Here is a 25490-nt window from a genome sequence, read left to right on the forward strand (position 1 = left end):
GATGCCTGTAAGAAAGCTTCCAGATGGCCAGTGGATTGCCGATTTCTACACGACAGATAGAAGTAATGGCAAACGGGGCAAGCGTATCCGCAAGAAGTTCTCCACTAAAGGGGAAGCGCTTGCTTTCGAAAACTACACACTGCAACAAATCGAGCAATCCCCCTGGCTGGGCGAAGGCAAAGATCATCGCACGTTAATAGACCTGATCAACATGTGGCATGAACGCCACGGCGTAGCATTGCGTAACGGTTTAAAACGTAAGGATGCAATGAGCTGGGCGGCTGAATGTATGGGGTTTCCGCTTGCCTCAGAATTTAATGCACAACTATTCACCGCATACCGCGCAAAAAGGCTAGACGGCCAATTTTCCAGAACAAAACGAGTATCACTGGTTTCCCCCAAAACGATGAACCTTGAGCATGCTTACTTCTTGGCTATGTTCAATGAACTGAAACGTATAGGCGAATGGTCAGCCCCCAACCCACTGGAAAACGTCAGACAGTACCGGACCGATGAAACTGAGATGGCCTTTCTCACGTTTGAAGAAATAGACCAGCTATTACTTGAGTGCCGTCGTAGCAGAGTCGATTACCTTGAGCTGGTTGTGAAACTATGTCTGGCTACTGGTGCACGATGGAATGAAGCAGAATCTCTTAAGCGATCTCAGATTGCAGCCGGTAAGGTCACGTTCATAAAAACCAAAGGTAAGCGAAACAGAACAATCCCACTGGACGCAGAATTACTGGCAGAGATACCGGACAAGCACGGCGCGTTATTCCCAAACTCCTGTTACAACGCGTTTCGCTCAGCGTTGGAGCGAGCTGGTATTGAATTACCTGCTGGCCAGTTAACCCACGTATTACGGCACACCTTTGCAAGCCACTTTATGATGAACGGCGGTAACATTCTTGTTCTTCAAAAAATTCTCGGGCATGCAGACATCACAATGACTATGCGCTACGCGCATTTTGCCCCAAGTCACCTGGAAGAAGCATCACGACTCAACCCCCTGAAATGTCGCAAAATTGTCGCGCCAGCTTAGAAACACTGCCTAATACTGACGAATATTACTTTAATTAACTCATTGATAACATTATAAATCATTGTTTTTCATAGATAGTTAATGCTTTACAATATAGCCTGTGCTATATCTGTATGTAATGCAATCAGCCCTAAAGGGAATCAAGGGCAGCAGAAGTGAACGGGAGGAAATAATGAGCGAATTTAAAAGGTGCATGAAAGTGTTTACACATTCCCCATTTCAAGTGCGGCTTATGCTGCTGAACATGTTATGTGATTGGGTTTCCGGGAAACCAGAGCAGGGCGAAAAACCTAAGTCGTAGGCAGCCGCCCTGCCTTCTTCTGCTTCAGTCTCTCAGAAATTTAACCGCAGCTTGTTTGTAACAGTTCATTTCAATAGATTCAGGGAATACCTCGCGCTGAGGCGCTTAAACCCTACCATTTGTCGGATTTGCTACCTGTTTCGCAAAACACACTTCTCTTATCAGTTGATCTTCTTATCGTACCGCTCTATCTTCTTGCAGCCCTGCACATGAAACGGCTCGCAGATGCGGTCCAGTCTCCCTTCTTTTCCGTCTGTCAGGCAGGTTCTTACCCTCGTCGCCAGGGTTTTCGCATGGCGTTTAGTAGATCTCGATAAACATGAATTTAACGGTTAAAGATACCCTGACGATTCGCGCAGTTGCGCTTAATCCGTGGACTGGTTTTTATTTCCTTCAGTCTTTATTGATTAACTTTGCTCTCGGTTACGAATTTAGCATTCTGTATGCAGTGGCTTTCAGTTGTGTCTTACTGCTGCTGTGGCGCAGTGCGCCCAAATTACAAAAAGGTTTACTGGCGATTTGCAGCCTGATTGCTGCTATGTATTTCCCATTTGGCCAGGCCTATGGCTCGCCAAACTTTAATACCCTGCTTGCCCTGCATTCGACTAATTTCGAAGAGTCCACGGAATTGATGACCATCTTCCCGTGGTACAGCTATTTAGTATCGCTATTTATTCTTGCGCTCGGTGTTATTGCTTTGCGCCGCAAAGTTGCGCCGAATAAACGCCTCTGGTGCCATTTTGATAGTTTATGTCTGGTCGTTAGCGTGGTGTGTTTCTTTGTCGCTCCGGTACAAAACCTGGCATATGGCGGCGTATTTAAAATCAAAGATTCCGGCTACCCGGTATTCCGCTTCGTTAAAGATGTTGTAGTCAATAATCAGGAAGTTATTGACGAGCAAACGCGCATGCAGGCCTTCGCGCAAATGAAGGACACCTGGAATGTGCTGGCAGTTAAACCAAAATATCAAACTTACGTGGTGGTAATTGGTGAAAGCGCGCGCCGCGACGTGTTAGGGGCATTCGGCGGCCATTGGGACAACACCCCGTTTGCCAGCCAGGTCAACGGCAATCTGTTTATGGATTATGTGGCAGCCAGCGGCTCGACGCAGAAATCACTGGGCATGACGCTTAACCGTGTGATTGATGGCAAACCGCAATATCAAGACAACATTATTACGCTTGCTAACCGTGCAGGTTTCCAGACCTGGTGGTTCTCAAATCAGGGGCAAATTGGTGAGTACGATACCGCCATTGCCAGTATCGCCAAACGCGCCGATGAAGTGCAGTTCCTGAAAAGCGGTGATTTTGAAGCAGATAAAAATACTCGTGACGAAGCCTTGCTCAAAATGACGGCGCAAGTGTTTGCGACACCGCGAACCACGCCGCAATTAATTGTGCTGCATTTGATGGGCTCGCATCCACAAGCATGCGACCGAACGCAAGGTAAGTATAAAGATTTCGTCCAGTCGAAAGAGACGTCTTGTTATATCTATAGCATGACGCAAACCGACGATTTGCTAAAACAACTCTACCAACAGCTACAAAATAGCGGCGAGAGTTTCTCGATGGTTTACTTCTCTGACCACGGTCTGGCTGTCAAAGAACGCGGTACTGATGTGCAGTATCTGGCGCATGATGATGCGTTCCAACAAAACTTCCAGGTACCGTTTATGGTGCTGTCCAGTGACGATAAAGTGCATCGCCAGATAAAAGCACGCCGTTCAGCAAATGATTTCCTGAACTTCTTCTCTGCGTGGACTGGCATTAAAACCAAGGAATTAACGCCGAAGTATAAGTTCATTTCTGAGCAAAATGCCGGGCCAATCTACATCACCAACTTTAAGCTCAAAAAGGTGGACTATACTCACCTTCAGACGGATGTGTTTGAAACAAAGACTCGGTAACTCAAATTGTAGATATAAAAAATCCGCCACTAAGGGCGGATTTTTTTTCACTCGATAAAAGAGTGAAATTAGAAGCGGTAACCCACGCCCGCGATCCAAGTGCCAACATCAACGTTACGGATGCGGCTCTGCTCGTAGGAAACGTCCAGAGCAACGTTTTCGATTGGGTTAAACTGCATACCTGCGCCGTAAGAGAAACCGTAGTCGCTGGTGTCAGATTTGTTAGGGAAAGCGGTGTTCTGGAATTTACCGTAACCCACACCCACTACACCGTAGATGCTTGCCCAATCGTTGATGCGGTAAGCAGGACCAGCAGTGATACCGTAGTATTGGCCTTTGTTATAAACGCCATCTTCAGTACGGTTTTTCTCGGTGTAAGTGAAAGAACCGATGTAACCCAGTGGGGTGTCGTTTTCGTAACGGTATTTCAGGTTAAAACCGCTAGCTTTGTTAGCAACGCCCTGCATATCGCTCTGTGCGTAGCCACCGGTTACGGTGCTAGTTGCTGCAGATGCGGTACCAACGGAAACGGCCAGAACACAAGCCAGTGCTGAAAGACATGCAATTTTTTTCATAATCCACCTCAAATGTGCTTCAAGTAACTTCTAAGTTTTTAATATATCAAAATTGTGTCAGAAACTCTTCGACATTTACGTTGTCTAATGAACCCTTTCATGTAACAGATCATTTCCATTACATCCTACTACCTTAAATTCATAGACTTTTTGTCAGAAAGCGACGTAATTGTTGGCATAAAATGCAACATAGTCATCCAGATAATTCTTAAACAATTTCGAACAAATCTTATGCATTCACACAGTTATCTTACTGCATCGGGCCATTATTTTTTTCAATGAAATCTCAACCAGCCATAACTTAATCATTTACACTGGAGTCACTTTTACTTTCTTGACCCAAACAGACACTGACTGACAGGATGCTGGATGCCGTTATCGCCACGTAAAACCCCCATATGGTTACCTATTGTTGTTCTTTTGATTGCGATGACCTCCATTCAAAGTGGTGCATCACTTGCAAAATCGCTTTTCCCACTAGTCGGTGCACCTGGGGTGACGGCGTTACGCCTGGCGCTGGGAACATTGATTCTGGTGGTTGTCTTTAAGCCGTGGAAACTCCGATTCAAAGCTGAGCAACGCATCCCTTTATTGATGTACGGGCTGGCGCTCGGGGGCATGAACTACCTGTTTTATTTATCTATCCAAACAGTGCCGCTCGGGATTGCCGTCGCGCTTGAGTTCACCGGCCCGCTTGCGGTGGCTCTGTTTTCATCACGCCGAGCGGTGGATTTTATCTGGGTGATTTTGGCGGTGTTGGGCCTTTGGTTCTTGTTACCACTCGGGCAATCAATTTCGCATGTCGATCTCGCGGGGGCCGCCTATGCCTTGGGTGCCGGGGCTTGTTGGGCGGTTTACATCCTGTTTGGGCAGAAAGCGGGGGCCGACCATGGGCCAGCAACGGTGGCATTTGGTTCGCTTATTGCGGCAATTGTCTTTGTGCCAATTGGCGCATGGCAGTCAGGGGAACTCCTCTGGCATTGGTCACTTTTACCGTTAGGCCTAGGCGTTGCGGTGTTATCGACGGCTCTGCCCTACTCGCTGGAAATGATTGCGCTCACGCGATTACCGACACGCACCTTTGGCACGCTAATGAGTATGGAACCCGGGCTCGCAGCACTGTCAGGGATGTTGTTCCTTGGTGAACATCTGACTTTGGTGCAATGGCTGGCACTGCTCTCAATTATTGCCGCATCTGTCGGCTCGACGCTTACACTCAAGCGCGAAACACAGATTACTAGCGTCGATGTAAATTAACCTTCTCTATTATTATTTACCGTGGTTATTGTTATCACGGTAAATAATTTCATCTATTGAAATCTGATTCTTCGTTCAACGAGTTATATGACCGTAATATTTCACGCGTAATTCCCGAGGATTCACTACGTCCTGGCAGCAATGTAGCGCGTGTTATTTCAAGATTATTTTTCATTACATTTATGCGAAAACAATAATTATTACCATTCAATATTCATGTTTGTTTTATTTCTCTTACCGCCTGCAACATAATATTCAAAATCATTTATTAACAATGAGTTACTAAATTCCATTAATTAATCTCTATTTATCTGATAGGTATTAACGACTCCGGCGAACATGAAATCCGGTGCTATACTTATTTCCGGTAATTCATTGGACATAACATCAAGAGGATGAAAGATTATGACTACCGCTAAACTGGTAAAAACCAAATCTACCAATCTGCTGTTTACCCGTAACGATGTTGCAGACAGCGAAAAGAAAGCTACCATTGAGCTGCTCAATCGCCAGGTCATCCAGTTCATTGATTTGTCGTTGATTACCAAGCAAGCGCACTGGAACATGCGTGGCGCAAACTTTATTGCAGTACATGAGATGCTTGACGGTTTCCGCACAGCCCTCACTGACCACCTCGACACGATGGCTGAACGCGCCGTTCAACTTGGTGGCGTAGCGCTGGGTACAACTCAAGTCATTAACAGTAAAACACCGCTGAAAAGTTACCCGCTGGATATCCACTCAGTTCAGGATCATCTGAAAGAATTAGCTGATCGTTACGCAATTGTGGCTAACGATGTGCGTAAGGCAATCAGTGAAGCCAAAGACGAAGATACCGCTGATATCCTGACTGCGGCTTCGCGCGATTTGGACAAGTTCCTGTGGTTTATCGAGTCAAATATTGATTAATTGCTAGCGATTAGTGACTTCATCCTCCCGTCTTCGGGAGGATGTTTGCACTGTTTTAGCGCATTAATTTGTTAATCCCCACCGCAAAAGTTACTTATTTGTAATAATCACTTCACACAATCGTTAACAGATGATTGTTTTACCACCTCAATCTGCGGTAAAAATAGGCTTCAACATTTCTCCCCATTTTACGCACCAAAACTGGGCACCATAACAGTGCATTGTAACTGGCTTGCAACCATTATTGTGCAATGTTACATATTCACATCCTTGCAAAAACAGTAAGTTGAAAACTTGGCATGATTTTTTCATGTTACGGTTTGCTGATGCAGGGGATTGCCCCATGGATAAATAAGGAAATGCTATGAAGTCGATTTTGAAAGTTTCACTGGCAGCACTCACCCTGGCTTTTGCGGTTTCTTCCCACGCCGCTGATAAGAAACTGGTCGTTGCGACCGACACCGCATTCGTTCCTTTCGAATTCAAACAAGGCGACAAATACGTCGGTTTTGATATCGATTTATGGGATGCCGTAGCAAAAGAATTAAAACTGGATTACACCCTCAAGCCTATGGATTTCAGCGGCATCATTCCTGCGCTGCAAACCAAAAACATTGACCTGGCGTTGGCGGGGATCACCATTACCCCTGAGCGTCAAAAGGCTATCGAATTCTCTGACGGCTATTACAAAAGCGGCCTGTTAGTGATGGTTAAAGCGGACAACGACACCGTTAAAAGCGTAAAAGATCTCGACGGTAAAGTGGTTGCTGTGAAGAGCGGCACCGGCTCCGTTGATTACGCGAAAGCTAACATCAAAACTAAAGACCTGCGTCAGTTCCCGAACATCGATAACGCATATATGGAACTGGGCACTAACCGTGCTGACGCCGTACTGCACGACACACCAAACATTCTGTACTTCATCAAAACTGCAGGCCAGGGCAAGTTCAAAGCTGTAGGTGATTCTCTGGAAGCGCAGCAATACGGCATCGCCTTCCCTAAAGGAAGTGATGAACTGCGCACTAAAGTTAACGGCGCGCTGAAAACACTGAAAGAGAACGGCAAGTACAACGAAATCTACAAAAAATGGTTCGGCACTGAACCAAAATAATAAATCTAAAATGATGTAAGCAAGACCTAAGGGGCGGCTTTCGCCCCTGATATTTTTGAACCACGGTAACTACCCTAAATAATTCGAGTTGCATCGCAGCGGCAAAAGAACCCACCACGGACAAAAATATGTGATGGGGTGAATAGACGCAGTCAACACCGTTGCAGCTTGCAGATATGAAGGGATAACAACAGGAATTAATCATGGAGTTCGACTGGAGTGCCATTTGGCCTGCAATCCCGCTTTTGATTGAAGGCGCCAAAATGACTTTGCTGATTTCGGTCATCGGGTTATTTGGTGGTCTGATCATTGGCCTGGTGGCCGGTTTCGCCCGTACCTACGGCGGCTGGATTGCCAACCACATCGCATTAGTTTTCATTGAAGTCATCCGCGGTACGCCAATCGTCGTACAGGTGATGTTCATCTACTTCGCGCTGCCTATGGCAGTCCCTGACTTGCGCATCGACCCGTTCACTGCGGCTGTCGTGACCATTATGATCAACTCCGGCGCCTATATTGCGGAAATTACCCGTGGTGCGGTGCTGTCGATTCATAAAGGCTTCCAGGAAGCCGGGCTTGCACTCGGTCTGTCCAAGCGCGAAACCATCCGCCACGTCATTATGCCGCTGGCTCTGCGCCGTATGCTGCCGCCGCTGGGTAACCAGTGGATTATCAGCATCAAAGATACGTCGCTGTTTATCGTTATCGGTGTGGCTGAGCTGACCCGTCAGGGGCAAGAAATTATTGCAGGAAACTTCCGTGCGCTAGAGATTTGGAGCGCCGTTGCAGTCTTCTATCTGATTATTACTTTGGTGCTAAGCTTCGTGCTGCGTCGCCTTGAAAGAAGGATGAAAATCCTGTGATTGAATTTAAAAACGTCTCTAAGCACTTTGGCAAAACCCAGGTGCTGCATAACATCGACCTCAACATTAAACAGGGCGAAGTGGTGGTGATTATCGGGCCGTCAGGCTCCGGCAAATCCACGTTGCTGCGTTGCATTAACAAACTGGAAGACATCACCAGTGGCGACCTGTTCGTTGACGGTCTGAAAGTGAATGATCCGAAAGTGGATGAGCGCCTGATTCGCCAGGAAGCTGGGATGGTATTCCAACAGTTCTATCTGTTCCCACATCTGACTGCGCTGGAAAACGTCGCCTTTGGTCCGATTCGTGTGCGTGGTCTGAAAAAAGACGCGGCCGATAAACTGGCTAAAGAGCTATTGGCAAAAGTGGGCCTTGCTGAACGCGCACATCACTATCCGTCAGAGCTTTCCGGTGGCCAACAACAGCGTGTGGCGATTGCCCGTGCGTTGGCTGTGAAGCCGAAAATGATGCTGTTTGATGAGCCTACCTCAGCACTTGACCCGGAACTGCGTCACGAAGTGTTGAAGGTTATGCAGGATCTGGCAGAAGAAGGCATGACGATGGTTATCGTAACTCACGAAGTGGGATTTGCCGCCAAAGTCGCTTCGCGCCTGATCTTCATTGATAAAGGGCGCATTGCTGAAGATGGTAATCCGCAAGAGTTGATTGATAACCCACCAAGCCAGCGTTTGCAGGAATTCTTGCAGCACGTGTCTTGATTTCCCCCCTCACCCTAGCCCTCTCCCTCAAGGGAGAGGGGATAATCCGGAATTCTCCCTCAAGAATGGGAAGATGATTCAGTCTTCTCCCTCAAGAATGAGAGGATGGTTCCGTCTTCTCCCTCTCCTGGGGGAGAGGGCCGGGGTGAGGGTGTTCTATTGGATTAAGACGGCTTGTAACGTGTTGCAGCCCAACGAGCGCGTTGTGCGTCATTCATAAAGGTCCAGGCAATGAAACGGCTCTGTTTCTGCCCCTGAGCCATCTCTTTTTTCACCACTTTCTCGACACCCGCTTCCTGCAATACGCGGTAAATCAGCGGCAGATTTTCGCCACGGGACACCAACGAAGTGAACCACTGAACCTGGCGGCCAAACGCTTTGCTCTCGTTAATCATCTGGCTGACGAATGCCACTTCGCCACCTTCACACCACAGTTCTTGCTCACGGCCGCCAAAATTCAATGCGGCGTCTTTGTCCTGACCGAGGTTTACGCGTTTACGCTCACTACCGCTGCGAGCAGCTTGTGCAGAGTCGTGGAACGGAGGATTGCAGAGTGTGGCATCAAACATTTCATTCTTATGAATCACGCCGGGTAAAATCGCCGTTGGCGTTTTCTGGCGACGCACACGAATAAGACGCGACAGCCCTGGGTTTGCATCAATAATCGCCGTCGCATTACGCACAGCTTCAGCATCCACATCTGTCCCAGTGAAGCGCCAGCCGTACTCGTGCTGGCCGATCAGTGGATAAATACAGTTCGCACCAACGCCCACATCCAACACCGAAGCCTGTGAAGGCACCACACCGCCGTTACCTTCAGCCAGTAAATCGGCCAGATGGTGAATATAGTCGGCACGTCCTGGCACCGGAGGGCAAAGAAAACCTTCTGGAATGTCCCACTGTTTCACCCCGTAGAAATGCGCCAACAACGCCTGATTGAGCGCTTTAACTGCCAGAGGGTCGGCAAAATCAACTGTCGTATCGCCATGTGGGCCTGGGCGTAAAAACGCGCTCAGCGCTGGGCTACTTTGCGTCAGCGCCGGGAAATCATAACGGTTACGGTGGCGGTTACGTGGGTGCAAACCTGGTTTAGTGGTGGCAGGGGTTTTCATTGCGGCTTCTCCTTGTGTGGTCGCGTAAGATACTCTGTGAAACCTGCGGGGTAAATACGCCACGCCAATTTCATCACTGAATGAGGTCTTATGTCCGCGAAACGCTATTACTACGAACCTGCCGACGGCCACGGTTTGCCCCACGACCCATTGAACGCCATTATCGGTCCCCGCCCTATTGGCTGGATTGCCTCCTACAATCAGCAAGGCCAACGAAATCTGGCACCGTACAGTTTCTTTAACTGCTTTAATTATCGACCACCGATTATTGGGTACGCCAGTAGCGGCTGGAAAGACAGCGTGCAAAATATTCTTGAGACCAAAGAGTTTGTCTGGAACCTGACCACGCGTGAACTGGCCGAACAGATGAATGAAACCTCCGCCTCTATCCCGCACGGTGAAGATGAGTTTACTCGCGCCGGATTGACCGCTGTTGCAGGACGAAAAGTCAAAGCCAGTCTGGTGGCAGAAAGTCCGGTCAATTTCGAGTGCCGCTTGTCTCAGTGCATTCAGCTAACGGGTGCTGACGGGACGGCTATCAATACCTGGCTTGTCCTGGGTGAAGTCGTCGCGGTACATATCGATGAGTCCCTGCTGATCGAGGGCATTTACCAAACTGCATTGGCAAAACCGGTGCTGCGCGCGGGCGGCCCATCAGCTTATTACACCATTGATGAATCCCATCGCTTTGACTTAATTCGCCCTGACGCGCGATAAAACCAACGAAATCATGATCCTGTATCTGCATGATTTGTAAGTATTCCGTCAAGTTATGTTGTTCAAAAAATGAGCATAAGTTAATCAATTTTTTGCGTCTTTTATTTACCGCATTGCACCTACACTTCAAGTGCTGATTGTTTTTTATCAGCACCCCTAAAGCGAGAGGATGTGATTATGAAAAAATTGCTGTATTTTTCTGCGGTTGTCACCCTTGCGACATTACCGTTTGCTACCATGGCCGCCGATCAACTTTCTAAAGACAACCTAGGTCAACTGCGTCCGGCAGGGACCGTCTCTGTCTCTGGCGCAGCTAATCTTGACGATCTACAAGCCAAACTTGGTGAGAAAGCGAAAGAAGAAGGTGCAAAAGGTTTTATTGTTAACTCTGCCAGTGGTGACGAACGTATGTTTGGCACCGCGACTATTTATAAATAGTCTGAATAGTTTGTCCCCGGGGTATAAGTAATAACGGCTTCTCTATCAGGAGGCCGTTTTTTATGGTCGCCTTTATAAGTCATATTATTTCCGAAATAAATAACACTGGTAAATCCGAGGTGACACATCGGTAATTTCTTATTATCTTTTCTTTGACAATTAAATAGCCTCCATTGATAAGCAATAAATATTGACCAAATAAAAATAAGAGGGTGAGCAAGAGCACAAAAATAGCAAAAGCATCTCAGTTACTTGAAAAATGTGAAGTCAACATAGCATTGCTATCAGACAAATATCATAAGCTGTCATACAGCAATGTGAACTTCTAATCGTTACTTAACATTATTGCAGGGAGCATTTTCATGAAATTTCTCACTTTTCCTCGCCAACTACTTTGTGCCTCACTTATTACACTATGCGCAACAGGTGCAAATGCTGCAGACAAAATAACCTTAAAGCTCGCTCATAATCTTGAGCGCAGCCATGTAGTACACCAAGCTTTTGAAGAACTTGCCAAAGAGGTACAACAACTTTCTGACGGCAATATGCGTATTCGTATTTACCCTGGCAGCCAAATGGGCAGCGCCCGAGAAACATTGGAACTATTGCAAAATGGCGCACTGGATATGACAAAAGGTTCTGCCAGTGATTTAGAATCTTTCGACAATACTTATGCTATTTATAATTTGCCGTACTTATTTAAAGACCAGGCTCATTTTGATCGCGTGGTCTTTGGTGAGGTCGGCAAAGAAATTATGGACTCTACAAAAGATAAAGGCTTCTTTGCCATTTCTGCTTATGTCGCTGGCACTCGTAGTTTTTACGCAAAAAAACCTATTACCAAACCTGAAGATTTAAAAGGGCTTAAAATTCGTGTGCAGGCAAGCCCAACTACATTAAAAATGGTTGAGCTGATGGGCGGTTCACCAACACCAATTTCATTTGGTGAAGTGTATACAGCCATGCAGCAAGGTGTGGTAGATGGTGCGGAAAATAACGTTCCGTCATGGGTTCAAACTCGCCATATCGAAATCGCTAAAGTGTTCTCCGAAGATGAACATACTTCAATTCCAGACTTCCTCGTTATCTCCACTAAAACCTGGGCCAAGCTCTCTCCGGAACAGCAACAAATTCTGATCAAAGCGGCGAAAAACTCCGAAGCGTATCAACAAAAACTTTGGGCAAAAGTCGATTCAGATTCACGTGCTCAGGCTAAAGCAATGGGCGCAACTATCCTGACCGTTGATAAAGCCCCATTCCGCGCAGCGGTAAAACCTCTGTATGACGACTTCGCCAAAGATCCAAAACAAGCTGCACTGCTGGCCAAATTCGAAGCTGCGGCTGAGTAATTTCGACGTTGTAGTGTAGATATCTTGCGGGTGAAATGAAGCAATTTCCCCCGCACAGGCAAAGCTAATTTTTTCAGGTATGCAAAATGATACTTAAGCCCATCAAGCTTGTGGTAGACCGGACTATTGCCACATTTTCAATACTGGTGATGATAGCATTGGTTTTCTGCGTGGTATGGCAGGTTTTCAGCCGCTACGTACTTAACCAGCCCAGCACATTAACGGATGAACTGGCGCGTTTTCTGATGATTTGGGTCGGGCTGCTGGGCGCGTCCTATACGGTTGGCGCACAACGTCACCTGTCCATCGATTTTCTTGCAATGATGTTGCCAGATAATAAAAAACCACTGCTTAATATCCTCATCAACACGCTGATTCTGCTGTTCTCCGGAATGGTTATCGTCAACGGCGGGTTGAAGCTCATTGAAAAAACATTAGCCACCTCACAGCTCTCTGCGGCGCTGCAAATCCCTATGGGTTATGTCTACATTGTGCTGCCGTTAAGTGGGGCAATCATGATGTTTTACTCACTCTATTTCATCCTGACTGACGCTCAGTCATTAGTCTGCAAAGAGGGTCAATAATGGATACTTACATCGCCCTCACCTTATTTGGCGCGTTCTTCGTACTGGTGTTCATCGGCGTTCCCATCTCCTTTGCGATAGGGATTGCCACCGTCTCTTCGATGTTGTTGATGTTCCCGTGGGATATTGCGGTGATCACGGTTTCACAGCGTCTGGCAAACGGTCTGGATAACTTCGCATTGCTTGCAATTCCGTTCTTTATATTTGCCGGAACGCTGATGAACAGCGGCGGAATAGCCATGAGGCTGATTAACCTGGCGCAAATTATGGTTGGTCGAATTCCAGGTTCACTGGGCCACGTTAATGTGCTGGCGAACATGATGTTTGGTTCGATTTCCGGCTCTGCGGTCGCAGCAGCAGCAGCCGTCGGAGGGACGCTTTCTCCCATTCAAAATAAAGAGGGTTACGACCCGGCATTCTCAACTGCGGTTAACGTTTCATCCTGTATTACCGGGCTGCTGATCCCTCCTTCTAACGTTCTGATTGTCTTCTCGCTGACCGCGGGTGGCGTATCAGTAGCCTCGCTATTTATGGCCGGTTATTTGCCTGGCATATTAATGGGCTTGTCGATCATGCTGGTCTGCTGGATTATTTCCAAACGACGCGGCTATCCGGTATCTGAACGTCCAACCTGTGCCATGGCAGCGAAAGCGTTCCTCGACGCGCTACCAAGTTTGCTGCTGGTACTGATTGTGATGGGCGGGATTCTTGGCGGTGTGTTCACTGCAACGGAAGCCTCAGCTATCGCGGTGGTCTACACCTTCGTGCTCTCCGTACTAATTTATCGTGAAGTGAAATGGCGCGATTTGCCAAAACTCATTCTGGATTCGGTCGTCACCACCTCCATTGTTCTACTGCTGATTGGCTTCTCTGTTGGCATGTCCTGGGCTATGACCAACGCAGATATTCCGTACATGATCAGTGACTCGTTGATGGGTATCTCGGATAACCCGCTGGTTATTCTGCTGCTGATTAATATCGTTCTGCTGATTGTCGGTATCTTTATGGATATGACACCAGCGGTGCTGATCTTTACGCCAATATTCCTGCCGATTGCGCAAGAGTTAGGTATGGACCCCGTTCATTTCGGCATCATGATGGTAGCGAACCTATGCGTCGGATTACTGACGCCACCCGTCGGTAGCGCACTGTTTGTCGGATGCTCGATAACTGGGGTTAAAATTCAGAATCTGATCATACCGCTACTCCCCTTCTACGCAGCGCTGTTTGTCTCGCTTATGCTGATTACCTATATCCCAGAGATCTCTCTGTTTATTCCAAAACTGTTGGGATTAATGTAAACCCACATAAAAAAGCGGTTTCTGACCGCTTTTTTACTTTAAGCAATCACATGATACTTTTATCAGTTATCTGTGAATTATCTCACTTTATTCACCGCTAACAATGTCTACTGTATGTGGCACAAGAATTGTCTCTTGTGATTACATACGGAGCGGTAATAATGAAAAACCTGATGGCCGCAATAGAAGCAAAGCTGATGCCGCTTGCGGGAAGAATGGCACAACAACGCCATCTCGGAGCCATTCGCGATGCGTATATCTCGTTTATGCCGTTTATTATTGTGGGTTCTATTCTGCTGGTTATTTCCTCTTTCCCAAGCACTGCTTATCAACAGTTTATGGCATCAATTTTTGGTGAAGGTTGGTCTGCCACTATAGAAATTCCGTTTAATGCCATTTTCTCTACCATGGCGGTGTTTATTAGCTTTTTGGTCGCTTACCGTCTGGCCGAGCGTTATGACATTGACAAAATGTCAGCCGGTATTTTGTCGCTCTCCTGCTTTTTGATCCTCACACCTTTTGCTAAAACTCAGGAGATTGGCAACTTGATCCCGATGGAATGGCTGGGATCAAAGGGGTTATTTGTGGCGATGCTGGGGGCGCTTGCCAGCACGGAATTATTTGCCTGGATGCTACGTCAAAACTGGGTGATACGTATGCCAGACGGCGTGCCACCAGCAGTACAGAAATCATTTGCCGCACTGATCCCATCACTGCTGATACTGGTCATTGCACTCGCAATTCGTGTGCTGTTCGCCAAAACGGATTACCACACCATTCACCAGTTTGTTTATGAAGTCCTCGCAACGCCAATTCGTCACTTTGGTACCTCCTATATCGGGGCGCTGTTTACCTGCTTTAGCATTACCAGTTTGTGGTCGGTCGGTATTAACTCCGGCTCGATGGTCAATGGCATCCTGCGTCCTTTCTGGATGGAAAACCAGATGGAAAATCTGGCGGCAACTCAAGCCGGTTTGCTGCCACCGCATGTGGTAACCGAACAGTTCTACGACATGATTTGGATGGGGGGTGCCGGTGCAACTTTGTCTCTGGTGATTGCTATGCTGCTCTTTGCCCGCAGCCAGCACATTAAAAACGTTTCACGCCTTGCCGCAGGCTCTTCCATCTTCAACATTAACGAACCGGTGCTCTTTGGCCTGCCGGTTATCATGAACCCCATCATGCTCATCCCATTCAACCTGGTTCCGCTGGTGCTGGTTACCGTGCAGTACATCGCGATGTCGATAGGTTGGGTTGCCACCACTACTGGAGTGTATATCCCATGGACACTGCCTCCGGTGCTAAGCGGTTTTATCGTTACCGGACATCTCAGCGGTGCCATCATTCAGCTTATTAACCTGCTGATCGGCGCCATCATCTATCTGCCATTCCTTAAAGTGGTGGATAAGCAATATCGGGCCAATGAAACCCCGGCGCTTGTCCCATCAACCAAACCCGCCACGGAGTAAGTAAAACATGACGTTATCGACAAACTGGGGCGTGATAGCGACCTGGCGCATGGCCTGGGAAGGGGTCAGTGAAGCCGCGCAATTATTGCAAGATAAAAATAATGCCAGCGATGCTGCAGTACGGGCCGTAACTTGTGTGGAAGATTACCCATATTATAAATCCGTAGGGTACGGCGGTTTGCCAAACGAGCAAGGCGTTGTCGAACTCGACGCTGCGTTTATGGACGGCTCAACGCTTGCCATCGGCGCAGTCGCCAGTATCCGCGACATCGCTAACCCCATTCTGGTGGCCCAGGCATTAAGCCGCGAACGCTTTAATAGTTTTATGGTGGGCGAAGGTGCTCAAACCTGGGCTTTTGCCCACGGCTTTGAACGCAAAAACATGCTGACGGACCGCGCCCATCAGCATTACCTGAAACGCAAACGTGAAACACTGGATCGTGGTTTAAGTCCGTACACCGGGCACGACACCGTCGGCGTTATCACGCTCGACCAAAATCAGCAAATGTGTGTCGCCACCTCAACCAGCGGGTTGTTTATGAAACGCCCTGGCCGCGTCGGTGACTCCCCCGTCTCCGGTTCAGGATTTTATGCCGATAGCCAGATTGGTGCCGCAACAGCCACCGGTCTTGGCGAAGATCTAATGAAAGGCTGTATCAGCTACGAAATTGTCAGCCGCATGGGGCGCGGCATGTCACCTCAACAGGCGGCAGAATCCGCAGTTTACGATTTGGAAAGCCAACTGATTGCCCGCTATGGCCGAGCAGGAGATTTGTCTGTCGTTTGCATGAATAATCACGGTGAATACGGTGCCGCAACCACTATTGATAACTTCTCGTTTTCGGTCGCCACGCCCGCACAAGCGCCAGCCGTGTTTTTGACCACTCGCGAAGGCAAGCACACGCTCATTCGCCCCGCAGATCAGGCCTGGCTTGATGCCTACCTGCAGCGCATAACTGCGGAGGTGATTGTATGAAATGCCAGATAACAACCCTTGCACAATGCCGGACAGACGCCCATTTAATGTTGTGGAAAGCGCATACGGATGCGTGGCCAGAAGCATTGCGCCCGCTGCTTGCTGAAATGACGCACGGTGATGAGCCACAATCCACCCGCTTTGGTTTAAACGGCCTCTGCCAGCAGCTCACTCTTTTGCCTTCGAGCCAGATTGAGCGCCCCGAAATTCTGCGCCAGCTAACCGAAAGCCTGAATACTCTTTTGCCCAGCCCCGTATTGCATCCCGTCGCGCTGGATATTTCCGCTTTCAATCTGGCAGACCGCACCGTATTTACTCGCCTGCGTACGCTGCTGGTTGCGTTGATGAACCGCTTTTATCAGCTCCCACAATTGGGTTTTCGACAAGGCCAGCAAGAAAGCAACGGGCAGCTTTGGCTTTTGAGCACAGAGCACAACACGCTTGCCGATGAGTTGGCCGCGCAAACTCAGGCTATTGCTCAAGGCATGTTTCTATCGCGCAAACTTTCCGACACACCTGCAAATGGCTGCCGTCCGCAGGATGTTGCGCAGCAGGCGCAAGCTTGGGCGAGCGCCCATCCGCAAACTCACTGCGATATTCTGGATGAAAACACCCTCCGTGAGCTGGGTTTAGGCTGCCTTGATGCCACAGGGAAAGGCAGCAAGAATCCTCCACGACTGGTGACACTTCGCTGGCAAGGCGCGGCAGAAAACGCGCCATATTATGCCTTTGTCGGCAAAGGCATTACTTTCGATACCGGCGGGCTGTGGCTCAAGGAAGGCGAAGGGATGCGCACCATGAAGTACGACATGTGTGGTGCCGCCGTGGTCTTCGGGCTAATGGAGATTGTTAAAACGCTACAACTGCCGCTGAACGTGGTCGCCGTGATGGCGCTGGCAGAAAACATGCCAGGTGAAAATGCCATGCTGCCGGGTGATGTGGTGAAATCGCATGCAGGCCATAGCGTCGAAATTATTAATACCGATGCAGAAGGTCGCCTGGTACTGGCAGATGCGCTCAGCTACACCGCAACACGATTTAAACCGGCGGCATTAATCGACGTCGCCACGCTGACAGGTGCAGTAGTCAAAGCATTGGGTTACGACATTTCGGGTCTGATGAGTAATAACCCGAAATTGAGCCAACAACTACAGCAGGCGGCCGACTTAACCCAAGACCGGATCTGGCCGCTACCGCTGGACGAAAGTTTTGATCCGCAGGTCAAAAGTCATATTGCCGATCTGACCAATACCCCCCCTAACAACGCGGCGATTGCCGTCTCAGCCGCTCATTTTTTAAGTAAGTTCTGCCATCAGTTGCCATGGGCGCACTTAGATGTCAGCGGTACCGCACTCAGCCGCGGTAAATTCACGCAGGCCAGCGGCCGTCCCGCTCTGCTATTGACGCAATACTTACTCGATCTGAGCAAAGGAAACTCCAATGAAAAAGATTCTACTGGTATGTGATTTAGGGATGTCGACCAGTCTGGTCGTCAAACGGATGCAAGAAGCTGCCGCAAAACGTGAGCTGGAGGTTGAGATCCAGGCGAAAGGAATGAGTGATTTTAAAAACGCGATTACGGCTTTTGACTGCGCGCTGCTCGGCCCGCAGATTGCTTATAAACTCGCTGATTGCAAGCAAATCGCCGCCGCGCTCAACAAACGCGTTGAAACCATTAACATGATGGATTACGGAATGGTCAATGGAGAGAAGATCCTCGATCACGCACTATCCCTCTGTAATTAAACTCTAAATAATTCGAGTTGTAGGAAGGCGGCAAGGGAGTGAGTCCTCAGGAGCTTACTTAGGTAAGTGACTGAGGCGAGGGAGTGCAGCCAACGCACCTACAGCTTGAAGTATGACGAGTTTAGCGAGATTTTAGCCATGCAGCCGGTGTGAGATTCTTCAACCGGCTGCGGATAATCCGATGATTCAGCAAATCCTCAAATTCCAGTAACACGGCTCCAAACCCTAACCGTTTATCGAACCGTTCACCATTGAGCAACTGCTCCAGAGGCTGCGCCCATTCACCACCTGCTGCCCTTTCCTGCCACGCTTCAGGTTGTGCTTCATGCAAGGGAACCTGGAGTTTTTGCGTCAGTTGCCTGGCAAGTTCACCAGTATTCGCCGTCAATGACCGCACCTGCAACAGCAAGCCATGTTGCAAAAAGCCCACCAACGCATCAAGTGATTGCTCATCATTACGCTCCCGCAGCGCTACGGCAAGAAAACCTGAAACCGGGCAGCTAAACGCCAGCAACATGCCGTGCTTATGGCTAATGCTTTCCGGCAGCGGGAAAACATCAAGACGAAGATGACCGGTAGGCTGTTTTAAATCGGGTTTAGTCAGGCGTGATTGTTGCCAGTTTTGCAGTGTTCTGCTGACACTCGCACGAGAAATCCCCTGCTGTACCAGCAATTGCGCCGCTTCCAGAAGCTCATCAAGCGAAAGAGATAAACGCACACGCAAAAAGACCAGCATGGACTCTTGTTCATGGCTCAATGCGCGATGAATAGTATTAGGTCGATGAGATTTGTCATAACAGTCATCCCGTTTGCGCCAGCGCCTTACGGTATCCACTGAAATATTCAGCTCTTCCGCCAGCTCGCTGTCGCTCTTGTCAGAGCTTTGAATATATTTACGGGTACGCGGCGTCGTGGTGGCGTTGGAGTGCAGCTTAATCTCCATCAAACCTCTTGTGGCAAACTGTTAATTAAGATCTTCATTATAAAAGTAAGTTAGCTCACGCAAAGAGCTAATAGCCACATTATCGTAAAAAGAGCGCGCAAGCGATTGCAGACCAGAGCGGGGCAACGCTGATAAAAAAAGTAGCAAAAGGTGCGGTAAACGAAGCGGATGTAAAGATACATAAAGTGAAATGATAATTCGCACGCTAATCATTTTTTATATCAATGATTTAACATAAATTCAAATTATTTGAACAAGGCAGTCAATTCTATTCGATTTATTATTCTGCTTAAAAGTGTGACCATAATCACATCGACGGAGCATCGTCACCCTAAACAGAATAACCTGCGAGAAATTAACTATGAAAACCATCAAATATGCTGTAGCCGCCATCGCTCTTTCAACTCTTTCTTTCGGCGCGTTCGCTGCACAATCTATCAATCCTGCTGAAGCTCAGAATTTAAACAAAGTAGGCGTGGTATCTGCAGACGGCGCATCAACTCTGGATGGACTGGAAGCAAAACTGGCTGATAAAGCAGAAGCAGCAGGCGCAAAAGCGTACTCCATCACTTCTGCTAATACTAACGGCAAGATGAGCGGTACTGCTGTTATCTACAAGTAATCCTGCAGTATTACCCAGTTTTACCCTCATTTTGGAGCGCTGCTCCACCCTGCTCACTCTGTTATTACCCTTGTTGCCCGCGGCCATTTACCGCGGGCTTTTTTTTGCCTTTCTCCCGTTAAAACGCTCCGGGTCAGAAAGTTTGATTCACGCGAGTAAAACCATCCTCAAGGGTAGCCACTTCACCCGTCGCAACCAGGCAACAGGCCATTTGCGTTTTTAAGGATTGCGGAATCGGCTCAACGCCGGCAACGCAGCGTTCTATCCAACGAGCGGTCACTTCCGGATCTTTCCCGGCAGGCAGCACCACTTCCTCGTCACTGAATTCCGTTTGACGCTCGCTGACGACGCGTGCGCCCAACGAGTCGATAAGCGTAATCTGCGGGCAGCGTTGCGGATTGGCATACACCTCCCCTTCCGTACCGTGCATCAACAGGCCGCGCCCACCAATGTCTGCAAAGAATTTTGCCACTTTCGGGACATATTCAGGATGTGAAACGCTTGCCAGACGCAGTGCAGCGTCTTCTTCAAACGGTGTCGCCAGTTTTGCGAGAGTATGCGCACTGTTACGCACGCCCATCCGCCAGCGCATGGCGAGTTGATTTTCCATTGGCGGACATAGCGCACTGATGGGGATATAGACCGGATGATGTGAATCCAGCCGGGCTTGCGCCTGGCCGGCATGCTCCGTCGGCTCAATGCCCATCAGCTTAAAAATAGTTTCTGTTAACACGCGCGTTGGATCGTGGCTAACGCCATGCACCACCACCGGGAAACCGAGACGGTTAAGCAGCATCGCCAGCAATGGCGTAAGGTTGGCTTGTTTGCGGGCACCGTTATAAGAAGGAATAACAATGGGCATCGGCTTGTTAATCGGTGGCGTCAGGGAGATCAGATGATGTTTCATCGCGTCATAAAAGCCGAGCATCTCCGCCTCGCCTTCACCTTTGATACGCAGCGCAATCAGCACGCCGCCGAGCTCCAGTTCCGGCACCTCACCTCTGAGCATATGGGCATATAAGCCGCGAGCGGTGTCAAAATCCAGATCGCGTGCGTGGTTCTTACCCCGCCCGACTTCTTTAATGATCTTACGGTAATCCACTCACAGTCTCCTTTCTATTTCTTACTCGTACGTTTGCGCCGCACCGTGGTCTTTTTCGGTTTGGTATCAATCAGTTTAGCTGCTGGCGCTTCAGGCTGGCTTATCGGAAATACCGGCAACGCCCCCAGTAGACGCTGACCATAATTTTTGGTCAACAGGCGTCGGTCGTAAATCACCACCTCACCATAACAGCCGTGGCTGCGAATTAAACGCCCGACTTGTTGAATAAGATTAAATGAAGCGCTCGGTAAACTCTGTACTTCAAAAGGATAGCGTTTCAGGGTTTTTAACCATTCCCCTTCAGTCACCACGACCGGGCTGTCGATAGGCGGGAAGGCAATTTTATGGATATGCACCTGGCTGAGTAAATCGCCCTTTAAATCCAGACCTTCTGCAAAGGATTGCAGGCCAACCAGTACGCTGGTTTCGCCTTGTTCAACGCGTTTACGGTGCGTTTCCACAAGACGATAACGTGGCTGGTCGCCCTGCACTAACAGGGTCAGGCGCAGATCGGTGACATGAGTCAGGAACACCTGCATTGCTCGGTTGCTGGCAAACAACACCAGCATCCCTTTATGCTCACCTTTAGCCAATTCAGCACGGAAAAACGCCGCCATTTCAGCCAGATGTTGGGCTTCGTTTTCCATAGTCGGTTCTACCGTCAACTGTGGAATAACCAGCTTTCCCTGTTCGACATGATTAAACGGTGAATCAAGCGCAACAAAACGATCGCCCGCTTTTTCGCTTAAACCGCTCATCTCTTGCAGGCGGTCGAATTTATTGAGCGAACGAAGCGTCGCCGATGTCACGATAACGTGCGGCACATTACGCCACACCAGTTTCTCGAGCTGGTCGCAGACGCGGATACCCACGCAATGGAAGAACAGATGCGGCTGCCCTTCACGAATGTCGCGCGTTACCCATTTTGATACAGGTGCGCCCGATGCCTGTTCCATTGCCGAGAGTCGCCACAGTTTGCTTTGCGTCTCGAAATACCCCAATGCACGGTTCATATGCAATAACGAGCGGTGTAAACGCACGATGTCATGAGTGCCCGTTTTTTCACTAAGATCGTTAAGCAGCGCTTCTGCCAGGCTGCGTAGCCCTTCCATGAGTTTCGCCAGACGCTTACAAATCGCCATGATTTCATCTGGCAAAATGCCCATTTCAAAACGGTGTTCGGCTTCGTGCTCACCCGGCAGCCACAACGACACAATGCTGTTAAACGAGCTCAGCAATTCGTAGATTTCATCGCAATGATTGGTCAAGCGCTCAGGGTTCGTCAGCGGCGGCGGGCTTTTCGGACGAAACTGCGCCATGCAGGTTTCTACCAGTTTGCTGAACAGATCAAACTGCAAACGGCTATAGCCGGGAGTGATTTCCGCGCTCATTTCCAGCGCGTCGCGTGCGACATCCGGTAAATGGTGGCCTTCATCTAAAATCAGCAGCAGGTTTTTCGCTTCTGGCAAAACCGCATCACTTTCCATGGCGGCCATCACCAGTGCGTGATTCGCCACCACGACTTCGGCATCGTCAATTTCACGCCGTGCTACAAAGAACGGGCATTCCCGATACCAGTGACAATTGCGGCCTAGGCAACTGGCTTTGTCGGTGCTCAGACGTCGCCACAAATCGTCATCAATGGATTGCGATGTGTGGTCGCGCAATCCGTCCCATTTGTAACCGTCGAGATCGGTTTTCAGCTTTGCACAGCGCTGCTGTTCGTCTTTGCTGGTTGGGGCCAGTTCATCTTCAAGAAATGCCAGCAAATCGCCTTGCGCCAGGTTATCCGTCGCAAGTGCTGCCAGGTTTCGTGGGCAAACATAGCGCCCGCGCCCGAAGGCTGCGGTAAATTTCAGGTCGGGGATTATTTTGCGTAGCAGCGGTAAATCTTTGCTAAATATTTGATCCTGTAGGGCAACGTTGGCGGTGCTGACGACTAACGTTTTCTGCTCGCCACGCGCGATGGCGATCCCGGGGATCAGATAAGAAAGGGTTTTCCCAACACCGGTGGGAGCCTCAATCGCCAGATGACGCCCTTCTTCACCCGCGAGCGTTTTCGCCACTTCGGCAATCATTTGCCGTTGCGGTGGGCGCGGAATAAAGTCCGGGATCTGTTGCTGTAGCGCCTTATACCAGGCGGCGATTTGCGCTTTTTGCGCAGAGGACAAAGCCATAAAAACCACTTCTACTGTATAAACAGCCACTATTGTCCCACTTTTTGAAGATGGGCTGTATTGTTTTTTCTGATCCGGTGTTACAGCAAGCCTTGACGCATGACAAGGCGACCCGCAAGCGACCCTCTCTATAATTAAGCCCGTTTATCCTCCACTGGTGTCAAAAATGGATTATCAACTTAATTTAGACTGGCCTGAGTTTATGGCGAAATACTGGCAGAAAAAGCCGGTTATTTTGAAAAATGCGTTTCCTAATTTTGTCGATCCGATTACGCCGGATGAATTAGCCGGTCTTGCTATGGAAGCAGAGGTGGATAGCCGACTGGTCAGCCACACCAATGGTCAATGGCAGGCTGCGAACGGGCCTTTCGAACACTTTGACAACCTGGGTGAAACGGGCTGGTCACTGCTGGCACAAGCCGTTAACCACTGGCATGCGCCGTCTGCTGAACTGGTACGCCCGTTCCGCGTGTTACCTGACTGGCGTCTGGACGATCTGATGATCTCCTTCTCCGTACCGGGTGGTGGCGTTGGCCCGCATATCGATCAATATGATGTGTTTATTATTCAGGGCATGGGCAGCCGTCGCTGGCGTGTCGGTGACAAACTGCCAATGCGTCAGTTCTGTCCACATCCAGCATTGCTGCACGTTGATCCATTTGAACCGATCATTGATGAAGATCTGGAACCTGGCGACATTCTGTATATTCCGCCTGGTTTCCCGCACGATGGCTTCACTCATGAAACTGCACTCAACTACTCCGTGGGTTTCCGTGGGCCAAATGGCCGCGATCTGATCAGCAGCTTTGCTGACTACGCGCTGGAAAACGATTTGGGTGGCGAGCATTACAGCGACCCTGATTTAACCTGCCGTGAGCATCCAGGCAAAGTTGAAGGCTATGAGCTAAATCGCCTGCGCGACATGATGATGGACGTCATCAACCAGCCGGAAGATTTCAAGCAGTGGTTTGGCCGCTTTATCACCACTCCACGTCATGAACTGGACGTTGCGCCAGCAGAGCCGCCATATCAGCAAGATGAAATCCTCGATGCATTACAAGGTGGTGAAAGCCTGACGCGTTTGAGCGGATTACGCGTGCTGAACGTGGATGGAAAGTTCTTCGTCAATAGCGAACCGATGGAAGCGCCGGTTCCACAAGCCGCTGACGCGCTGTGCCGTTACACCACGCTGAGCCAAACTGAACTGGGTGACGCATTGCAGAACCCGGAATTTGTTAGTGTTTTGACTGAACTGGTTAACCAGGGTTACTGGTACTTCGACGACTAACACATTTAATGTCAGCTACCGCTACGCGAATCCGCCCTACGTTATCTTTTCGTAGGGCGGATTAACGCAAGAAACATTCCCCATTTCCCCTCAATGTACTCATAAAACACTTTTAGTTGCGCTCCGTAACTAAAAATCCCACAGAGTCTTTGCCACTGACTACAGTTATACGGGGGCTTCCCGGGAAGACTTTGGGGATAACATGGCGCTTTATACTATCGGTGAAGTGGCTCTGCTTTGTGATATCAATCCCGTAACGTTGCGGGCGTGGCAACGCCGTTACGGGCTACTGAAACCTCAGCGCACGGATGGCGGTCATCGATTATTTGACGATGCCGACATCGAACGTATTCGCGAAATCAAACACTGGATAGAGAACGGCGTTCAGGTCAGCAAAGTGAAAGCCTTGTTGAGCGGTGAACTTCAGGATCTGGAAAGCGGCTGGCGTGAACGTCAGGAGCAATTGCTTCAGCAATTACAAAGCGGCAGCCCGAACCGGTTACGCAGCTGGATTGCCGACATTGGCCGCGACTACCCAGCAGAAATTCTCGTCAACCAGCTCTACATCCCTCTGCGTCGTCGCCTGCAATGCCATCAAGTCACCCTTAACACCCTACTCAGCCTGCTGGATGGCGCGCTGATCAATTACATTGCGCTGTGTCTGGCATCGGCCCGCAAGCGCAGTGGTAAAGATGCGTTATTGGTCGGATGGGATACACCTGACACCACCCGTTTGTGGATGGCAGCATGGATGGCAATACAGCAGGGTTGGCGTATTGATGTATTGGCACATCCACTGCATCAGCTGCGCCCCGAGCTTTTCGCTCAACAAACGTTATTAGTGTGGTGTGGCGATACGCCGACCCATAACCAGCTTGATCAACTGGAACTCTGGCGCTGTGCTGGATTACAAATCTTCCCACTGATGAGCAATGGGCATTCGACTCAACGCGCATAAGACAAACTTAATAGTTCATTAACAA

25 protein-coding genes are annotated in these 25490 nt (G+C 49.1%); 20 read left to right on the forward strand and 5 right to left on the reverse strand.

Annotated elements, in window-relative coordinates:
* Position 1: 1 nt before the first annotated feature.
* The 3 genes from BSPA111_RS09800 (at position 2) to BSPA111_RS09810 (ending at position 3249) form a co-directional block, all read left to right on the forward strand.
* The gene (locus tag BSPA111_RS09800; protein ID WP_183270982.1) at positions 2-1042 is read left to right on the forward strand and encodes a tyrosine-type recombinase/integrase; all 1041 of its coding nucleotides are present in this window, start codon (positions 2-4) and stop codon (positions 1040-1042) included.
* A 172-nt stretch (positions 1043-1214) separates the two neighbouring features.
* On the forward strand, positions 1215-1343 hold the full coding sequence (mntS, locus tag BSPA111_RS09805) for a manganase accumulation protein MntS (RefSeq protein WP_183270983.1): 129 nt from the start codon (positions 1215-1217) through the stop codon (positions 1341-1343).
* Positions 1344-1662: 319 nt separating this feature from the next.
* Positions 1663-3249 carry a phosphoethanolamine transferase gene (locus BSPA111_RS09810; RefSeq protein ID WP_183270984.1) on the forward strand — a complete coding sequence of 529 codons (1587 nt, stop codon included), beginning with the start codon at positions 1663-1665 and terminating at the stop codon, positions 3247-3249.
* A gap of 68 nt (positions 3250-3317) precedes the next feature.
* Here the strand turns inward: BSPA111_RS09810 and ompX are convergent, their stop codons facing one another.
* On the reverse strand, positions 3318-3824 hold the full coding sequence (gene ompX / locus BSPA111_RS09815; protein ID WP_183270985.1) for an outer membrane protein OmpX: 507 nt from the start codon (positions 3822-3824) through the stop codon (positions 3318-3320).
* A 369-nt stretch (positions 3825-4193) separates the two neighbouring features.
* Between ompX and rhtA the strand changes: the two genes are divergently transcribed.
* The 5 genes from rhtA to glnQ all read left to right on the forward strand — a co-directional run bounded on the left by rhtA (position 4194) and on the right by glnQ (position 8683).
* The gene (gene rhtA, locus BSPA111_RS09820) at positions 4194-5081 is read left to right on the forward strand and encodes a threonine/homoserine exporter RhtA (protein ID WP_183270986.1); all 888 of its coding nucleotides are present in this window, start codon (positions 4194-4196) and stop codon (positions 5079-5081) included.
* 405 nt (positions 5082-5486) lie between these two features.
* Positions 5487-5990, forward strand: a complete 504-nt coding sequence (gene dps / locus BSPA111_RS09825; protein WP_183270987.1) for a DNA starvation/stationary phase protection protein Dps — start codon at positions 5487-5489, stop codon at positions 5988-5990.
* 364 nt (positions 5991-6354) lie between these two features.
* Positions 6355-7101, forward strand: coding sequence for a glutamine ABC transporter substrate-binding protein GlnH (gene glnH, locus BSPA111_RS09830; protein WP_183270988.1), 747 nt, complete (start codon positions 6355-6357; stop codon positions 7099-7101).
* A 203-nt stretch (positions 7102-7304) separates the two neighbouring features.
* Positions 7305-7964 (forward strand): glutamine ABC transporter permease GlnP, encoded by a 660-nt coding sequence (gene glnP, locus BSPA111_RS09835; protein WP_183270989.1) that lies wholly within the window; start codon positions 7305-7307, stop codon positions 7962-7964.
* On the forward strand, positions 7961-8683 hold the full coding sequence (gene glnQ, locus BSPA111_RS09840; protein WP_183270990.1) for a glutamine ABC transporter ATP-binding protein GlnQ: 723 nt from the start codon (positions 7961-7963) through the stop codon (positions 8681-8683). The genes glnP and glnQ overlap by 4 nt, the downstream gene beginning before the upstream one ends.
* Before the next feature lie 164 nt (positions 8684-8847).
* Here the strand turns inward: glnQ and rlmF are convergent, their stop codons facing one another.
* Positions 8848-9795, reverse strand: a complete 948-nt coding sequence (gene rlmF / locus BSPA111_RS09845) for a 23S rRNA (adenine(1618)-N(6))-methyltransferase RlmF (protein WP_183270991.1) — start codon at positions 9793-9795, stop codon at positions 8848-8850.
* A 90-nt stretch (positions 9796-9885) separates the two neighbouring features.
* Here rlmF and BSPA111_RS09850 point away from each other — a divergent pair, with 90 nt between their 5' ends.
* From BSPA111_RS09850 to BSPA111_RS09890, 9 genes are all read left to right on the forward strand, one after another.
* Positions 9886-10512, forward strand: coding sequence for a flavin reductase family protein (locus BSPA111_RS09850; protein WP_183270992.1), 627 nt, complete (start codon positions 9886-9888; stop codon positions 10510-10512).
* Positions 10513-10689: 177 nt separating this feature from the next.
* Positions 10690-10950 (forward strand): DUF1471 family periplasmic protein McbA, encoded by a 261-nt coding sequence (gene mcbA / locus BSPA111_RS09855; RefSeq protein ID WP_183270993.1) that lies wholly within the window; start codon positions 10690-10692, stop codon positions 10948-10950.
* A gap of 362 nt (positions 10951-11312) precedes the next feature.
* Entirely contained in the window at positions 11313-12299 is a 987-nt protein-coding gene (locus tag BSPA111_RS09860; RefSeq protein ID WP_183270994.1) for a TRAP transporter substrate-binding protein, read from the forward strand.
* 86 nt (positions 12300-12385) lie between these two features.
* A complete protein-coding gene (locus BSPA111_RS09865) occupies positions 12386-12883 on the forward strand; it encodes a TRAP transporter small permease (RefSeq protein WP_183270995.1) in 498 nt (165 codons plus the stop codon).
* The gene (locus BSPA111_RS09870) at positions 12883-14184 is read left to right on the forward strand and encodes a TRAP transporter large permease (RefSeq protein WP_183270996.1); all 1302 of its coding nucleotides are present in this window, start codon (positions 12883-12885) and stop codon (positions 14182-14184) included. Before BSPA111_RS09865 ends, BSPA111_RS09870 begins: the two co-directional genes overlap by 1 nt.
* 161 nt (positions 14185-14345) lie before the next feature.
* A complete protein-coding gene (celB, locus tag BSPA111_RS09875) occupies positions 14346-15653 on the forward strand; it encodes a PTS cellobiose transporter subunit IIC (protein ID WP_183270997.1) in 1308 nt (435 codons plus the stop codon).
* A gap of 7 nt (positions 15654-15660) precedes the next feature.
* Entirely contained in the window at positions 15661-16629 is a 969-nt protein-coding gene (locus BSPA111_RS09880) for a N(4)-(beta-N-acetylglucosaminyl)-L-asparaginase (protein WP_183270998.1), read from the forward strand.
* Positions 16626-18095, forward strand: a complete 1470-nt coding sequence (locus tag BSPA111_RS09885; protein WP_183270999.1) for a leucyl aminopeptidase — start codon at positions 16626-16628, stop codon at positions 18093-18095. The genes BSPA111_RS09880 and BSPA111_RS09885 overlap by 4 nt, the downstream gene beginning before the upstream one ends.
* A complete protein-coding gene (locus BSPA111_RS09890) occupies positions 18070-18375 on the forward strand; it encodes a PTS sugar transporter subunit IIB (protein ID WP_183271000.1) in 306 nt (101 codons plus the stop codon). The genes BSPA111_RS09885 and BSPA111_RS09890 overlap by 26 nt, the downstream gene beginning before the upstream one ends.
* 121 nt (positions 18376-18496) lie before the next feature.
* Here the strand turns inward: BSPA111_RS09890 and BSPA111_RS09895 are convergent, their stop codons facing one another.
* Entirely contained in the window at positions 18497-19318 is an 822-nt protein-coding gene (locus BSPA111_RS09895; RefSeq protein WP_183271001.1) for a helix-turn-helix domain-containing protein, read from the reverse strand.
* A 361-nt stretch (positions 19319-19679) separates the two neighbouring features.
* On the opposite strand from BSPA111_RS09895, the gene ybiJ reads away from it, so the two are divergent.
* Entirely contained in the window at positions 19680-19940 is a 261-nt protein-coding gene (gene ybiJ, locus BSPA111_RS09900) for a DUF1471 family protein YbiJ (protein WP_183271002.1), read from the forward strand.
* A 133-nt stretch (positions 19941-20073) separates the two neighbouring features.
* Here ybiJ and ybiB read toward each other — a convergent pair whose 3' ends face one another.
* Positions 20074-21042: a DNA-binding protein YbiB gene (ybiB, locus tag BSPA111_RS09905; RefSeq protein WP_183271003.1), complete on the reverse strand. Its 969-nt coding sequence runs from the start codon at positions 21040-21042 to the stop codon at positions 20074-20076.
* Between the two features lie 14 nt (positions 21043-21056).
* Positions 21057-23219, reverse strand: coding sequence for an ATP-dependent DNA helicase DinG (gene dinG / locus BSPA111_RS09910; protein WP_183271004.1), 2163 nt, complete (start codon positions 23217-23219; stop codon positions 21057-21059).
* A gap of 166 nt (positions 23220-23385) precedes the next feature.
* Here dinG and BSPA111_RS09915 point away from each other — a divergent pair, with 166 nt between their 5' ends.
* Together BSPA111_RS09915 and BSPA111_RS09920 are read left to right on the forward strand one after the other, a co-directional pair.
* Positions 23386-24507, forward strand: a complete 1122-nt coding sequence (locus tag BSPA111_RS09915) for a cupin domain-containing protein (RefSeq protein WP_183271005.1) — start codon at positions 23386-23388, stop codon at positions 24505-24507.
* A 202-nt stretch (positions 24508-24709) separates the two neighbouring features.
* Complete coding sequence (locus tag BSPA111_RS09920; RefSeq protein ID WP_183271006.1) at positions 24710-25465, forward strand: MerR family transcriptional regulator; 756 nt, start codon at positions 24710-24712, stop codon at positions 25463-25465.
* The last annotated feature ends 25 nt before the right edge of the window (positions 25466-25490 follow it).

The sequence above is a fragment of the Buttiauxella sp. A111 genome, assembly GCF_014189855.1.
GTDB lineage: Bacteria > Pseudomonadota > Gammaproteobacteria > Enterobacterales > Enterobacteriaceae > Buttiauxella > Buttiauxella selenatireducens.

Coding starts and splice junctions, on each gene's coding strand:
- celB (WP_183270997.1), top strand. CDS start 14,346: ATGAAAAACCTGATGGCCGCAATAGAAGCAAAGCTGATGCCGCTTGCG.
- BSPA111_RS09850 (WP_183270992.1), top strand. CDS start 9,886: ATGTCCGCGAAACGCTATTACTACGAACCTGCCGACGGCCACGGTTTG.
- BSPA111_RS09870 (WP_183270996.1), top strand. CDS start 12,883: ATGGATACTTACATCGCCCTCACCTTATTTGGCGCGTTCTTCGTACTG.
- rlmF (WP_183270991.1), bottom strand. CDS start 9,795: ATGAAAACCCCTGCCACCACTAAACCAGGTTTGCACCCACGTAACCGC.
- dps (WP_183270987.1), top strand. CDS start 5,487: ATGACTACCGCTAAACTGGTAAAAACCAAATCTACCAATCTGCTGTTT.
- BSPA111_RS09920 (WP_183271006.1), top strand. CDS start 24,710: ATGGCGCTTTATACTATCGGTGAAGTGGCTCTGCTTTGTGATATCAAT.
- mcbA (WP_183270993.1), top strand. CDS start 10,690: ATGAAAAAATTGCTGTATTTTTCTGCGGTTGTCACCCTTGCGACATTA.
- BSPA111_RS09895 (WP_183271001.1), bottom strand. CDS start 19,318: ATGGAGATTAAGCTGCACTCCAACGCCACCACGACGCCGCGTACCCGT.
- ompX (WP_183270985.1), bottom strand. CDS start 3,824: ATGAAAAAAATTGCATGTCTTTCAGCACTGGCTTGTGTTCTGGCCGTT.
- rhtA (WP_183270986.1), top strand. CDS start 4,194: ATGCCGTTATCGCCACGTAAAACCCCCATATGGTTACCTATTGTTGTT.
- BSPA111_RS09865 (WP_183270995.1), top strand. CDS start 12,386: ATGATACTTAAGCCCATCAAGCTTGTGGTAGACCGGACTATTGCCACA.
- BSPA111_RS09800 (WP_183270982.1), top strand. CDS start 2: ATGCCTGTAAGAAAGCTTCCAGATGGCCAGTGGATTGCCGATTTCTAC.
- BSPA111_RS09880 (WP_183270998.1), top strand. CDS start 15,661: ATGACGTTATCGACAAACTGGGGCGTGATAGCGACCTGGCGCATGGCC.
- BSPA111_RS09915 (WP_183271005.1), top strand. CDS start 23,386: ATGGATTATCAACTTAATTTAGACTGGCCTGAGTTTATGGCGAAATAC.
- dinG (WP_183271004.1), bottom strand. CDS start 23,219: ATGGCTTTGTCCTCTGCGCAAAAAGCGCAAATCGCCGCCTGGTATAAG.
- glnH (WP_183270988.1), top strand. CDS start 6,355: ATGAAGTCGATTTTGAAAGTTTCACTGGCAGCACTCACCCTGGCTTTT.
- glnP (WP_183270989.1), top strand. CDS start 7,305: ATGGAGTTCGACTGGAGTGCCATTTGGCCTGCAATCCCGCTTTTGATT.
- mntS (WP_183270983.1), top strand. CDS start 1,215: ATGAGCGAATTTAAAAGGTGCATGAAAGTGTTTACACATTCCCCATTT.
- BSPA111_RS09860 (WP_183270994.1), top strand. CDS start 11,313: ATGAAATTTCTCACTTTTCCTCGCCAACTACTTTGTGCCTCACTTATT.
- BSPA111_RS09890 (WP_183271000.1), top strand. CDS start 18,070: ATGAAAAAGATTCTACTGGTATGTGATTTAGGGATGTCGACCAGTCTG.
- BSPA111_RS09810 (WP_183270984.1), top strand. CDS start 1,663: ATGAATTTAACGGTTAAAGATACCCTGACGATTCGCGCAGTTGCGCTT.
- ybiJ (WP_183271002.1), top strand. CDS start 19,680: ATGAAAACCATCAAATATGCTGTAGCCGCCATCGCTCTTTCAACTCTT.
- BSPA111_RS09885 (WP_183270999.1), top strand. CDS start 16,626: ATGAAATGCCAGATAACAACCCTTGCACAATGCCGGACAGACGCCCAT.